Annotated in this window: 12 protein-coding genes; 8 read left to right on the forward strand and 4 right to left on the reverse strand. The window is 43.3% G+C overall.

The window, feature by feature from the left end; all coding sequences use genetic code 11:
* Positions 1-62 precede the first annotated feature (62 nt).
* Together AB0756_RS16070 and AB0756_RS16075 are read right to left on the reverse strand one after the other, a co-directional pair.
* The gene (locus AB0756_RS16070) at positions 63-746 is read right to left on the reverse strand and encodes an energy-coupling factor ABC transporter ATP-binding protein (RefSeq protein ID WP_038081873.1); all 684 of its coding nucleotides are present in this window, start codon (positions 744-746) and stop codon (positions 63-65) included.
* A gap of 129 nt (positions 747-875) precedes the next feature.
* Complete coding sequence (locus tag AB0756_RS16075; protein ID WP_038081872.1) at positions 876-1,148, reverse strand: hypothetical protein; 273 nt, start codon at positions 1,146-1,148, stop codon at positions 876-878.
* A 306-nt stretch (positions 1,149-1,454) separates the two neighbouring features.
* On the opposite strand from AB0756_RS16075, the gene psbD reads away from it, so the two are divergent.
* From psbD to AB0756_RS16115, 8 genes are all read left to right on the forward strand, one after another.
* Positions 1,455-2,513, forward strand: coding sequence for a photosystem II D2 protein (photosystem q(a) protein) (psbD, locus tag AB0756_RS16080; RefSeq protein WP_038080114.1), 1,059 nt, complete (start codon positions 1,455-1,457; stop codon positions 2,511-2,513).
* A 1,089-nt stretch (positions 2,514-3,602) separates the two neighbouring features.
* Complete coding sequence (locus tag AB0756_RS16085) at positions 3,603-3,881, forward strand: 4a-hydroxytetrahydrobiopterin dehydratase (RefSeq protein WP_038087096.1); 279 nt, start codon at positions 3,603-3,605, stop codon at positions 3,879-3,881.
* A gap of 378 nt (positions 3,882-4,259) precedes the next feature.
* Entirely contained in the window at positions 4,260-6,035 is a 1,776-nt protein-coding gene (locus AB0756_RS16090; RefSeq protein WP_038087092.1) for an iron uptake porin, read from the forward strand.
* A gap of 219 nt (positions 6,036-6,254) precedes the next feature.
* Positions 6,255-6,692, forward strand: a complete 438-nt coding sequence (locus AB0756_RS16095; RefSeq protein ID WP_038087130.1) for an RrF2 family transcriptional regulator — start codon at positions 6,255-6,257, stop codon at positions 6,690-6,692.
* Positions 6,693-6,780: 88 nt separating this feature from the next.
* A complete protein-coding gene (gene cysK / locus AB0756_RS16100) occupies positions 6,781-7,743 on the forward strand; it encodes a cysteine synthase A (RefSeq protein WP_038087090.1) in 963 nt (320 codons plus the stop codon).
* 269 nt (positions 7,744-8,012) lie between these two features.
* Positions 8,013-8,723, forward strand: coding sequence for a J domain-containing protein (locus AB0756_RS16105; protein ID WP_038087088.1), 711 nt, complete (start codon positions 8,013-8,015; stop codon positions 8,721-8,723).
* A 140-nt stretch (positions 8,724-8,863) separates the two neighbouring features.
* A complete protein-coding gene (locus AB0756_RS16110) occupies positions 8,864-9,733 on the forward strand; it encodes a 6-carboxytetrahydropterin synthase (protein WP_038087087.1) in 870 nt (289 codons plus the stop codon).
* Positions 9,734-10,572: 839 nt separating this feature from the next.
* Positions 10,573-11,562: a glycosyltransferase gene (locus tag AB0756_RS16115; protein ID WP_038087085.1), complete on the forward strand. Its 990-nt coding sequence runs from the start codon at positions 10,573-10,575 to the stop codon at positions 11,560-11,562.
* 6 nt (positions 11,563-11,568) lie between these two features.
* Here AB0756_RS16115 and AB0756_RS16120 read toward each other — a convergent pair whose 3' ends face one another.
* Both AB0756_RS16120 and AB0756_RS16125 read right to left on the reverse strand, forming a co-directional pair.
* Positions 11,569-12,549 (reverse strand): PrsW family glutamic-type intramembrane protease, encoded by a 981-nt coding sequence (locus AB0756_RS16120; RefSeq protein ID WP_038087082.1) that lies wholly within the window; start codon positions 12,547-12,549, stop codon positions 11,569-11,571.
* Complete coding sequence (locus AB0756_RS16125; protein ID WP_038087080.1) at positions 12,542-13,462, reverse strand: class I SAM-dependent methyltransferase; 921 nt, start codon at positions 13,460-13,462, stop codon at positions 12,542-12,544. The genes AB0756_RS16120 and AB0756_RS16125 overlap by 8 nt, the downstream gene beginning before the upstream one ends.
* Positions 13,463-13,609 lie beyond the last annotated feature (147 nt).

Consider the following 13,609-nt stretch of genomic DNA (forward strand, 5'->3'; position numbering starts at 1 on the left):
TCTGACAGGCTGTAACAAAGTATTAAGCTAAAGGCAAAGGATGAAGTGTGAAGGATGCCAGTTCAGCCTTCGTCCTTTTCTTCATGCAATTCCATTAAACGCTGTTTCAAGCGATCGGGTTCACCTCGATCTACTAAAGAACCTTTTTCTAATAAAAAAGCACCATCACAATAATTTAATTCTTCCAGACGATGGGTTACCCAAAGAGCAGTAATCCCACGGTTTTTTACCAAACTGCGAACCCCATCTACCAATTCCAATTGGCTATCTGGATCGAGTAAGGCAGTAGGTTCATCCAATAAAAGGACTTCACACCGACGAGCTAAAGCACCCGCGATCGCAATTCGCTGTTTTTGTCCTCCACTCAAGGCATAGATGGGGCGCTTTTGCAGTGAGAGTAAATTTACAGCGTCTAAAGCTTCTTCAACCCTTGCCCTAACAGCAGTTAGAGGAAGTTTTTCTTCCACTAGCCCAAAAGCAACATCAGCGCCAACAGTTGGCATGACCAGTTGGTGATCTGGGTTTTGGAAAACAAAGCCGACAGGGTGCGAAAGTTTAACTTCCCCTGACTGAGGACTTAACGTTCCTGCTAAGAGTCTGAGTAAGGTGGATTTACCGCTGCCATTCGTACCCAAGAGCATCCAAAATTCTCCCTTAGGCACTTCCAGGGAACAACCTTTTATAATATTGCTTCCCGATGACCAGCTAAAGTTTAAATCTTTGACCTCAATACCAAGTTCTGTCATTTGTTCTGAGATAGGTGGTGGTGGTAGGGGGATAGGGGGTAGGGGTTAGGGGGATAGGAATTGAGCTATTCTCCCTTGTCTGCCTTGTCCCCCTTGTCCCCAAGGTCATCGATCACCAATCCCCGATCGCTACTCAGATGCGAGGGCAAAGAAACCGGGCGGTCTGCCAGTTCCCGCTGCTGAGCCATCTTTCTGAATCACTTGTACCCCTGCAATTTCACTGGCTCTGACTGCAATTTTCTTTTCGGTTTTCCCCTCACTTTGCAATTCCACAATATCAGGATTACCCGATCTCATGGCTGTCAAAATAAGTTGATACAGTTGTTCAGCGTCTTCAGCTGACTTACGTTCCACCGATATGGGGAAGGCTGTGTTTCTTACTGTTAAGTCAATGGTATACATCTATTACTCGTCAAACTTCAGGCTCAGGTCTCATTCTAGCGTTAGCAAAGCGGAGATGGAAAAAGTAGGACATGAGGGGGATCTCAAGAGTTGACGGAATTATACATTAGATTAAGAAGTTAAATTTTTTTGAAAATACACTGGAAAATTTCACGATTTATACATAGAATTTAAATTAGTGTCAGTTAAAAATTGTAAACTTGACTGACAAACCTGTTAAATTTCTGCTTGTCGGGGGCGCTTAACCGTTTATCGGCAGGCAGGGATAGCAAACCTGTAATCATAAAAGTTTGGAGATTTGTTGCAATGACCATCGCAGTTGGACGTGCCCCCAGTACAAGAGGGTGGTTTGACGTTCTAGACGACTGGTTGAAGCGCGACCGTTTCGTATTCGTAGGTTGGTCGGGGATACTGTTGTTTCCCTGTGCATTCCTCGCCCTCGGCGGTTGGCTGACCGGTACAACATTCGTAACAAGCTGGTATACACACGGCTTGGCGTCCTCCTACTTGGAAGGATGTAACTTCCTGACAGTAGCAGTATCCACACCAGCAGACAGCATGGGACATTCGTTGTTACTGCTGTGGGGACCAGAAGCACAAGGAGATTTCACCCGTTGGTGTCAGCTTGGGGGGTTGTGGCCCTTCGTAGCGCTACACGGAGCCTTCGGTCTGATCGGGTTCATGCTCAGACAGTTTGAAATCGCCAGACTCGTAGGGATTCGTCCATACAATGCGATCGCGTTTTCCGCGCCGATAGCAGTGTTCGTGAGCGTATTCTTGATGTACCCCTTGGGACAATCATCCTGGTTCTTTGCACCAAGCTTTGGCGTCGCAGCGATCTTCCGCTTCTTGCTGTTCTTGCAAGGGTTCCACAACTGGACACTCAACCCATTCCACATGATGGGAGTGGCTGGTGTACTCGGTGGAGCGCTGCTGTGTGCGATCCACGGAGCAACAGTAGAAAATACTCTGTTTGAAGACGGCGAAGGCTCGAACACATTCCGCGCCTTCAACCCCACCCAAGCAGAAGAAACCTACTCCATGGTGACAGCAAACCGTTTCTGGTCACAGATTTTCGGGATTGCGTTCTCCAACAAGCGCTGGTTGCACTTCTTCATGTTGTTTGTACCAGTGACAGGTCTGTGGATGAGTGCTGTTGGGATTGTCGGTTTGGCACTCAACCTGCGAGCATATGACTTCGTGTCGCAAGAATTGCGTGCGGCAGAAGACCCAGAATTTGAAACATTCTATACCAAAAACATTTTGCTGAACGAGGGTATCCGCGCTTGGATGGCTCCTCAAGACCAGCCTCACGAGAAATTTGTCTTCCCTGAAGAAGTTCTACCTCGTGGTAATGCGTTGTAATAGCTCTCTATTTCAACACCTTTTGTAGATAAAAAAGCCCTGCCCTCCAGCGGGGCTTTTTATTTAGAGGTTGGGGGGACAAGGGGGATAGCGGAAACAAGGGAAAAATAGCGATCGCTTATCCTCAATCTCCACCCTCATTTCCAAAAACTTGTGTTATATTGGTTGAAGTGAATAAACCAGAGGTTCAATCCTCTTTATTTGAGATTAAGACCGTTCAGGCAACAAGGAGGTGATGCCCATGATAGAAAGTAGTAAATGCATGGGTCATCAGGTTGCTGAATATCGGCTGTGTGCCGGGGCTGTTCTCTAAGAGCTAGCCTTAGCTTTTTAGCATTGCTAAAAGCTAAGCAGCTAGACTAGTTGGAGTTCCTTCCGGCAGTCTGGTTGCAACCTGAAGACCCGCTAGACCGCTCTAAGTTAGATTCCTTAATCTAAGTTAGAGCGGATAGTTTTATGAAGGGTTAGTAGAAGCGCAACGTCTTGCGCCCGTACACGGTTAATAGTCGATCCAGAAAAAGCTCAAATTCACTCTTCTTGAGTGGGAACGTCTTAAGACAGATAACGTCGTAATCTCTGACAAACTAAAATTAACACTGATGTCTCAAATCCAGAGAACCAGTGCATCTTGATAAAAAAAAGTCATACCAGGGAACCATGTCTAAGGGATAAGGTGTGAAGTATCAAGGATAAAGAGAGGTAGCTCGGGTTTAACCTGTAGCTAGTACCTACAGAAAAAGGATAGGACTTACACACAGCGCCCTTGTGAGGCGATTTCTGAGAAAGATTGTTCCTCTATAAGAGGGCAATTCTTTGCCTCCTACGATAAGTTACCGATTGTTTCCTCGGTGATTTATTTTTAGGAAATCACCTTAAGGGGGTTGGGGGAGCTGCAAAGTTTAAAATCCTCAAAACATCCTTGGGGTTGCGTAAGTTTTAAGAGCGTGTATTTCTTTTATCCTCTATACTTAAATCTTTTTTGAGCGTATTCCGTAGTAGGGGAGGCACAAGTACGTGAGGAAAATAACAAGACATTTTCAGTACAAAGTGTTACAAAGGATCTAGTCGGAGTCGTTGGGATGATGTGATATGGCGCAGCTACTCTCTCAGACTGAAATTCAAGAACAGGCAACCTATTTGAAAAGTTGGACGGTGTCGGGGTCACAATTGGAGTGTACCCGCAAGTTTCAGGGCTTTGTTGAAGCGATTGATTTCGTAAACAAGCTTGTTGAACCTGCTGAAACAGCAGGACACCATCCTGACATAGAAATTTCTTACAACCGAGTCAAAATTTCACTGACTACCCATGATGCGGGTGGATTGACACAAAAAGATTTTGACTTGGCAAAAGTGATTTCTCAAATCTAATAAGTGCTGCGAATGTTACTTGTTTTGTCAAAGGCGTTATCTATTTTAGATAACGTTTGGAGAGTATTTTTTACAAAATGTCATTGAGTTGTATCTGCGTAAGTGAATGCAAGTTATGTGACAGTTCAGAAGGCGAACGCTGATATCTTGTCATCCGGTTCAAGTGAACTATAATTACAAACTATGCAGCTATGTTTTTGCATAAGTTAATTACATTAATTCTTTACCTAAAATTAACTAATCGTTAGCTTGGCAAAAACTAAAATGGTGTGTAGAGGGCGTATATGCCTAGTCCACAAGTATCAACAAAAACTGGCGAATCCGGAATAGTTGTAACAAACAAAGTTATCTATATAAGGTGTGAGGAGAAGAGGAAAAATGGCTAATATCTTGTGGAAATCTTTAGTGGTAAGTCCTGCAGTTTTAGGCGCAACATTGTTGATGTCCGCAACTGCAATGGCTGCTCAAAATCCCACAGAGAGTGAATTTGTGACAGCAGGAGTCGCACAAGTAGGGACTCAAGAGGCTTTCACATCCCCATCAACAGCTTCAGGTGTTGCTGAAGTTGCCAAAAAGCCAGAAGTAGTGGCTCAAGCGCAGCCTGCAACACAAAACAACGTGTTAGACCAAGTCAATCAGTACACCAACGAGGGCAGAGGTCAAAACCAAGCTCAGGTAACATCTGTTTCTCAATTTTCTGATGTACAACCAACAGATTGGGCATTCCAAGCATTGCAGTCTTTGGTAGAACGTTACGGTTGTATTGCTGGTTATCCTAACGGAACCTATCGCGGTAACAGGGCTTTAACCCGTTATGAATTTGCGGCTGGTTTAAACGCTTGTTTGGATAGAGTCAATGAACTGATTGCAACAGCAACAGCTGACTTGGTAAGAAAAGAAGATTTAGCTACCTTACAAAGGTTGCAAGAAGAATTTGCAGCAGAACTGGCTACTCTACGCGGTCGAGTTGATGCATTAGAAGCACGGGCTGCAGAATTGGAAGCTAACCAGTTCTCAACCACAACCAAACTCGTTGGTGAAGCAATCTTCGCTCTCACTGATGCTTTTGGAGATACCACGGGTGACAACAACAACACTGTCTTCCAAAATAGAGTTCGTTTGGACTTACAAACTAGCTTCACAGGTAAAGACGTTTTGCACACTCGTCTTGCGGCTGGTAATGCCAATAGGTTTAACGTTGGTGGTATTAACAATAACACCAGTGCTGAAGGTTTGCAGACCTTCAACCTCAACAACAACGGTAATGATGTCCAGCTAGATTGGTTGGCTTACTACGTTCCCATTGGACCTGCTCAACTTTACGTAGCAGCCACTGGCGGTATTCACAGTGACTATGCAGCCACCAATAACCCCTATTTTGAAGACTACGACGGTGGTAATGGTGCATTGTCTACCTTCGCTTCTGAAAACCCCATCTACCGGATTGGTGGGGGTGCAGGTGGAGCGCTAAATATTAACTTTGGTAAAGGTGGCGGTATCCTCAGACCCAGTTCTTTAACTGTAGGTTACTTGGCATCAGAGCCAAATAACCCCGGTTTGGGTTCAGGTGTGTTCAACGGTAACTATGCTGCTTTAGGACAATTGAACTTTAACCTGGGTCAAAGAATTGCATTAGCTGCAACCTACGTTCACGGTTATCACGGTTCTGGTAGCAATCTATTTGATGCAGGTGGACTAGCAGGTACCGCTGGTAACACAAACCTTCCTGTGGTAGGTACTGCACAAGCCAATGGATTGAGCACTGCATCTTCAAGTAACTCCTACGGTTTATCCGCAGCCATCAGACCAAGCGACAAATTCTCCATCAGTGGCTTTATTTCCTACCATGATGTAACAGGCTTCGGTTCCAATGATGACTTTGAGGCTTGGAGTTACGGAGTAGGCGTCGCCCTACCTGACTTTGGTAAGAGAGGTAACGTTTTAGGTATTTTTGCTGGTGCAGAGCCCTATTCCCGCAACCGTACTGGTTTTACTGGTAACGATACACCGTACCATGTTGAAGGTTTCTACAAGTATCAAGTCAACGAAAACATTTCCATCACTCCTGGTGTTATCTGGCTGACAGCACCCGGTCAAAACAGCGACAATGACGATGCTTTCGTCGGTACTTTGAGAACAACATTTACGTTCTAGGCTAATTGCTAGTTGGTAATGGCTAATCGTAAATTAACAATTAGCCATTAGCAAAAAACCCCACCTTGTGGTGGGGTTTTTTATTGGAAATTTACCTTTAAAAAGAACAAACCCTAGTGGATAACCGGAGTATAATGGGAATAAGATGAAGGATAAAGTAATAAAGTATAAAAAATCTTTATTCTTCATCCTAGATCCTTCATCCTTTATTTGTTGCCTGTGGAACTATCGTGTAAGTCAGAATACGCAATTCTTGCTTTACTGGAGCTCGCAATTCACCACCAAAGCGGGGAACCGCTACAAATCCGACAAATTGCAGCACAGCAAAATATACCCGATCGCTATTTAGAACAACTACTAGCAACTTTAAGACGTGGCGGTTTAGTCAAAAGCCAGCGCGGCTCTAAAGGTGGGTACTTGCTAGCGCGAGACCCCTGGAAAATAACTCTGTTTGAGATTTTAGGTTGTTTGGAAGGGTTGGACGTGCGAACTGCTGAGGAGGACGTTAACCCTAAAACTGTAGATAACGCTGTTGTCGAAGATGTTTGGCTTGAAGCAATGGAAGCAGCAAATGCAGTTTTGCAAAAGTATACACTTGCTGATTTATGTGAAAAGCGAGATTCTCGTCGGCAGTTGGACATTATGTACTACATTTAATTAATTGTTAACGGTTAGTAGTGAGTGGTTAGTCGTTGACCACTCACTACTAACCACTCACTACTAACTACTAACCAAGGAAAAAAATATGCGAATAGCACGCGACATTACAGAACTTGTTGGGCGAACTCCTTTAGTACAACTTAATCGCATTCCTCAAGCAGAAGGTTGTGTTGCTCGAATTGTCGTGAAGTTGGAAAGCATGAACCCAGCTGCATCAGTGAAAGACCGTATTGGCGTGAGCATGATTAAGAATGCCGAGGAAGAAGGTTTAATTTCTCCAGGGAAGACGGTATTGGTGGAACCGACTTCTGGCAATACGGGGATTGCTTTGGCAATGGTAGCGGCGGCTAGGGGTTACCGCTTGGTTTTAACTATGCCTGAAACCATGAGTTCTGAAAGAAGGGCTATGCTGCGGGCTTTTGGCGCTGAACTTGAACTCACACCGGGAATTGAGGGCATGAGTGGTGCCATTCGGCGAGCACAGGAAATTGTTGAAACAACAACGAATGCTTATATGTTGCAGCAGTTCCGCAACCCGGCTAACTCTAAAATACACCGGGAAACTACAGCTGAAGAAATTTGGGAAGATACGGAAGGACAGGTTGATATAATTGTAGCTGGAGTGGGTACTGGCGGTACTATTACAGGTGTGGCAGAGGTGATTAAAGCCCGCAAGCCCAGTTTTCAAGCGATCGCAGTTGAACCAGCTAACAGCCAAGTTTTGGCTGGGGGAAGACCGGGTCCTCACAAAATTCAGGGAATTGGGGCGGGATTTGTGCCTCAAGTTCTGAATGTAAACATTATAGATGAAGTGATTTCTGTTACAGATGATGAAGCTATTGCCTACGGTCGTCGTTTGGCAAGAGAAGAAGGGCTTCTTTCAGGAATATCTAGTGGTGCTGCGTTGTGTGCGGCCATTCAGGTTGCTCAACGCAAAGAAAACGAAGGGCGCTTGATTGTTATGGTTCAGCCCAGCTTTGGTGAAAGGTATTTAAGTACACCATTGTTCCAAGACTTGGAACCCAAAATAGCCGCTAGCATAAGTTAAGACTTGACCAGTGACCCTATCTCCTATCGGAGACGCAATGTGCGGATGCAGGTGATGCTGCGTGCTGTGTTTGTTTGCCCGCAAGGGCTATACGCCAGTCACTACGGTGTGGGAACCCCCAACAGGAGAAGTCCTGTAGAGGATAACCCTCCTATGGCAATGAGCATGTCACGCACAAGGGAGCACACTGGTCTCATGAGTAACCAGTAACCAGTGACCAGTGACTAGTGATTGGTGACTGGTAAACAGTGACCAGTTAAATTTGAGTAATGGCAGAGACTAACAATTACAACAATCACTACGAAACACTTAAAGTTCGTCCTGACGCTAGCCAAGCCGAAATTAAACAAGCTTACCGTCGCTTGGTAAAAGTGTTTCATCCAGACAGCAACCAGGAAACCTCGGACTCAGACGCTATCATACGCATTAATGCAGCTTATGAGGTTTTGGGAGATGTTCAAAATCGCCAAAATTACGACCAAAAACTGCGCCAGCGTTCCGACAAAGCAAGTCGAAGTCGCCAACAGCGTACAGCCTCAGCGCAAAAGCAATACCAAACAACTCGGCAAACAGGAAAAGAAGCAGATGAGCAAATCGAAGAGTGGTTGCACTTTGTTTATCAGCCTGTGAACCGTTTGGTTTACCGTATTCTTTATTCTTTAAAAGAGCAAATAGAGAAACTTTCTGCCGATCCCTTTGATGACGTTCTTCTAGATGAATTTCAAGATTACTTGGACGCTTGTCGTGACGATCTCAAGCAAGCGCAAACTAAATTTCGTTCTTTACCCAATCCTCCAAGCTTAGCAAGAACCGCTGCCCATCTCTACTATTGCCTCAATCAAATTGGCGATGGACTTGATGAGTTAAAATACTACCCTCTAAATTATGACGAGAATTATCTCCATACGGGACAAGAAATGTTCCGCATTGCAAATCGTTTGTATCGTGAAGCCCAGGAATCTATGCGTGCATACGCTTAGAACGGGACATTAAGGTATTGTTTTTATTTGTCAATCGATTATTCTTCCTTGCCCCCTAAAGTGGTGTAATTTAAGTCAAAATTAGTTTATGCTGGAAGCAGAAAAATTTAAGAAATATTAAGTTTTGCTTCCACATACTCATGCAATGCATTGTAAATCGCCGCGCTCAATTTTCGGCAAGCCATCGCTATTGGTTACCAGAACTGAGCGATGCAGAAAATATCAAGCAATTTGGTGCTTGCTCTAAATTTCCCGGACACGGGCATAACTATGTTTTATATGTCTCTCTCTTTGGGGAACTAGACAAATATGGCATGGTACTAAACCTGTCTGATGTGAAACAAGTTATCAAGCGCGAAGTCACCAGTCAGTTGGATTTTTCCTATCTTAACGATGTGTGGTCAGAATTTCAACAAACTCTGCCTACTACAGAAAATATTGCACGGGTCATTTGGCACAAATTGGCACCTTATCTGCCTGTTGCTCGCGTGCAGCTTTACGAACATCCTGAACTTTGGGCTGATTATTTAGGAAACGCAATGGAAGCTTACCTCACTCTTAGCACTCACTTTAGCGCCGCTCATCGGCTTGCTCATCCCGATATCAGCAATGAAGCTAACTTCGAGATTTATGGCAAATGCGCTCGTCCCAACGGACACGGGCATAACTACCATCTTGAAGTGACTGTGAAAGGGGAAATTAATCCCCGCACTGGCATGATTGTGGATTTGGGAGAACTCAATCAAATCATTGAAGATTACGTGGTTGAGCCGTTTGACCATACCTTCCTCAATAAAGACATACCTTATTTTGCTGAAGTGGTTCCCACTGCTGAGAATATTGCACTTCACATCAGTCAATTATTGCGATCGCCTATTCAAGAATTAGGTGCAAAGCTCTATAAAGTTAAATTAATCGAAAGCCCTAACAATTCTTGTGAAATCTACTGCAATGACTCTGACTCGAATGCCAACACCTTACAGAACGAGTCTGTTTTAGTACGAGTTTAGCGTTCATACAAAGAACAACAAAAGAATTATCAAGCCTATCCAAAGATTTTTCATTGCGATAGGCTTTTGTAATTTTATAAGCTTTTGGCAATCATCTAAATTCTGCACTTACATAGAATATTAGCTAACAATTTTGCTTGAGCAAGCCTGCTGACATTAGCTGACTCTGTTGCCTTGTTTTCTAATTAATATAGCAGGAATTTTTATTGATTATATCTCCCTTTATTTTTAAAATGTTATGCCTGTAAATTTATTTGTTAAAACAATATTTAGCTAAAGGGAAGATACTTTTTTCTTTAAAAAATCTAAATTGTGCAACTTTTTTTAAGTGAAGTTCGTCATGAATCTATTAACCTTCAGTTAATAAAATCTTGAGAGAATTCTTCCCTAAGACGGATATTGTAAGGATTGAGTCAAATATAATAAGTTTAGATTTATACTTTGCTAGCACCAGTACTGTTGTAGAAAAAACATATTCTAATTTTTGTAATTTGAATTACAAATAGAGTTGAAATAAAAATAACAAAAAAATAAACGAGTTCTTTAGACGCTAACACAATAGGAGATTGAAAAAATTTATAAAGGCTTGAAAATAAAGGCTTTTAGGTCGTGAAATATTTATCATTTCATCTGCAAATATAATTTATTTTCTTGTAGCAAAATGACAATTAAAGGATATAGAGACCACAAAAATTCAATAAAACGTCTATATTAAACGAGTGAATGCTATCATTTAAAGCAAGGTTTGTTGATTTTTGATTTTTCTGAAATGCAGATCTAAGAAAAGAAAAAAAAGTTGCGTCTGCTGGCAAAAGGTAAGTTAATCGAAAGGAGTAAAAATGCTACAAGCACAGAACCAATTACGAGAACCACTAGTTACTGTCGTTATTCCTACTTACAATCGCCCTCAATATCTTAGAGAAGCCATAGAAAGTGCTGTCAACCAGACCTATAAAAATTTAGAGATTGTTGTGTCTGATGATGGTAGTGTAGAGAACCCACAAGATATTGTGGATTCTTTTCAAGACTCGCGTATTCGGTTCCAACGCAATACCAAGAATTTAGGCATAGCCTTAAACGTGATTGGTGCCTTCAAGGAAGCACGAGGAAAATATGTTGCCAGCTTGAATGATGACGATGTTTGGAATCAAGACTTTTTGGCAAAGCTAGTTCCACATTTAGAAGCAGATGCGAATTTAGCGATCGCATTCAGCGACCACTACATAATAGATTCAAAAGGTAAGATTGATACTGCGGCTACAGAGGAAAATACCCTACGTTGGAAGCGAGACCAGTTACAAGAAGGAGTCTACCAACCTTTTTATGAAATTGGACTCGTTCATCAAGCTGTTCCGAGTGCGGTGGCTACTATAATTCGCAAAGATGCCATTGACTGGGATGATTTTCCACCCCAAATGGGCTCTTATTGGGATTTATATTTAACTTACCTTGCATGTCGTACTGGACGAGGAGCATATTACTCTCCTGAAAGGCTCAGCAGGTACCGCGTACACACTCAATCAGAAACCTTTGTTAGCGGCGCTTCAAGTATTCAGTCAAAAATTCGTGCAGGAAAAGCAGGGATTTACTGCTACCGACAATTTATGGAGGATGAACGCTTGCAAGAGTTCAAGGATTACTTCCAAGAAAAATGGTTGCAAGCACACACAACCTTGGCTATAGGTTTACTGAAAGCCGAACAAACTCAAGAAGCAAGACCTTATCTTTTGCACGCGCTACGGTGGCAAAAGTTTAACCTCAGAACAGTCGCAGCATTCGCCCTGTCGCTCGTTCCTCGTCCTTTAGCACGTAAATTTCTAGCTATATAGATAAAATTAAAAATATCGGCGGCGGCTAGCTAAGCGACGCAAGTAGCGGTAGATAGCCCACGCTGAAAGCCCGAGAATCAAGCTGAGTGATAAGCGACTCAGAACAAACAGTGCTACGTCAATGTCAAAAAGTTGCAATCTATTCAGGACGCTCAAATTTCTGGTTAAGGTGAATAGCACAAAGATGGCATTTCCACCAAGCATCAAGGTTAATAGCATCAAAAATTCTCTCCACAGGTGTTGTTTGGATGTCAAACCAGAGATAAGAGTCCTTGGATCTTGACCTTGCAGCTTTTGTAAGTACTTTTCTAGTCGCAAAAACATCCATAGCAAGAACGGAAATAATCCGTAACTGAGCAAGCTCCAGGGAAAAGAGTAGCGACCGCCGATTGATAAAACGTTGACTAAAGCATGGCAAATAACAGAGTTTAACCATGCTTGAGAAACTCGACCGTTATGTCGGCTTGAGTAAATACTGGCGTTTACAAGCATCGCCAAAGCGTATCCCCAAGGTGCAGAAAACATGGCGTGTACGGGTGTACTTATCAAGCGTTCTACAACTGATGGTATACCTTGAAAGCCGTGAAAAAGATAAACCCAGTTTTCTTCAGCCGTGAAACCCAATGACACAGCCAGACAAAAAAGGAAAACCGTGCTGCTGCGTAAGCGATACCGATGTTGAAAATATTTAGTTAAAGCAATGACCGTAACTAACTTACAACCTTCTTCAATTGGACCCACTTCAATCAATTGTCGCAGGACAACACCAAATAGCGATCGCTGAATGATACGCCAATTCACAACCCACTGGACTACTGTTTCAAAAACCAGTTCCAAGTAAAGGGCAATAAACCCAGATATTGCCCCAAGAGCAAAGAATAACAGCAGCCGCATTAAAGAGATAGTTGTGGGAATGCGGCTGTAGTAGTACACCAAAAGAAGCAGTGGTGGTAGCACTGCCAACAAGACTAGCAGTACATCAACCACGCACTTGAGCTATGACTGTGCGATGACGCGGACTGTTGGGAGTGATGGTGGGAGTCTCGAAGCCAGCATCCACTAACGCTTGCTCGATGTTGAATGAGAAATACTCATCCATCAGAGGTTCCGTACTTTTGAGCAAAGTCATAACGTAGGGAGGCATTTTCTGATACACTTCCGATTTGGGATTCATATCCATGATTCCTATGTGTCCCCCCGGACGCAGCAGACGCTTGGCTTCCGCAAAAATTTGTCTGGTTGCTAGTTGAGGTAACTCGTGACAAATCAAGAACATGGATATAAAATCAAAAGAAGCACTTGGCAGCCCTGTTGATTCAGCTGCGGCGTGAACCCAGTCGATATTGGCATTGCGTTGTTGACTGCGGTAGTGGGCAACAGCGAGAAAGTAAGGAGACAAGTCTAAGCCAGTAATTTTGGCATGAGGATAATTTTTTTGCAGTGCAAATGTACTCATACCTACACTACACCCAATATCTAAAATAGCTTGTGGTGCCTTGGGGAGTTGCCTTGCCACGATATTATGATAACTTTGGCGTAGTAGAGCATCTCCTTTTGCTGTAGCATTGCCCCACAAAGTTGCATGAACGGTTTGAGCAGCAACCTCTACCTCTAACGCTGCTTCCCAACAGAGGTCTCCTTTGTCGTAAGCGTGGAAAGACTGCAAATAGTAATCTGGGTAAGTTATTTGTGTGTTTTGTACTTTGGCAAAATCCTTTGTCCAATCTCGTGTTTGTAGCGTGCGTACTTCTTGTGTCCAATTGACACCAATTTTCTCAGCACGTTCGATCATCATTTGCCTAGCTTGATGTTTGGCTAGGTTGGCGAGAGGCTTGATGGCAAGGACTCCATTTATGAAGCGTGAAGCTAATCCTGAAGTATTTTTGACAGCCGTGTTCATCACTAATCTCGATCTACCTTTGGAATGAGGAATGCGCTTGTCTATCAAATATGATAAAGCTCAACGCGATGCAATCTTCACTCTCGAATCAACTTCTTAACAGAGACTAGTGACTGGTCAGCGACGATTGGTGATTCTCTCGTTCCC

The sequence above is a fragment of the Tolypothrix campylonemoides VB511288_2 genome (assembly GCF_045999855.1).
In the GTDB taxonomy this organism is placed as follows: Bacteria; Cyanobacteriota; Cyanobacteriia; order Cyanobacteriales; family Nostocaceae; genus Scytonema; species Scytonema bouteillei_A.

Bases quoted from the DNA above. Each gene is read 5' to 3' on its own strand.
- AB0756_RS16070 (WP_038081873.1), bottom strand. From the start codon at position 746: ATGACAGAACTTGGTATTGAGGTCAAAGATTTAAACTTTAGCTGGTCA.
- AB0756_RS16075 (WP_038081872.1), bottom strand. From the start codon at position 1,148: ATGTATACCATTGACTTAACAGTAAGAAACACAGCCTTCCCCATATCG.
- psbD (WP_038080114.1), top strand. From the start codon at position 1,455: ATGACCATCGCAGTTGGACGTGCCCCCAGTACAAGAGGGTGGTTTGAC.
- AB0756_RS16085 (WP_038087096.1), top strand. From the start codon at position 3,603: ATGGCGCAGCTACTCTCTCAGACTGAAATTCAAGAACAGGCAACCTAT.
- AB0756_RS16090 (WP_038087092.1), top strand. From the start codon at position 4,260: ATGGCTAATATCTTGTGGAAATCTTTAGTGGTAAGTCCTGCAGTTTTA.
- cysK (WP_038087090.1), top strand. From the start codon at position 6,781: ATGCGAATAGCACGCGACATTACAGAACTTGTTGGGCGAACTCCTTTA.
- AB0756_RS16105 (WP_038087088.1), top strand. From the start codon at position 8,013: ATGGCAGAGACTAACAATTACAACAATCACTACGAAACACTTAAAGTT.
- AB0756_RS16110 (WP_038087087.1), top strand. From the start codon at position 8,864: ATGCAATGCATTGTAAATCGCCGCGCTCAATTTTCGGCAAGCCATCGC.
- AB0756_RS16115 (WP_038087085.1), top strand. From the start codon at position 10,573: ATGCTACAAGCACAGAACCAATTACGAGAACCACTAGTTACTGTCGTT.
- AB0756_RS16125 (WP_038087080.1), bottom strand. From the start codon at position 13,462: ATGAACACGGCTGTCAAAAATACTTCAGGATTAGCTTCACGCTTCATA.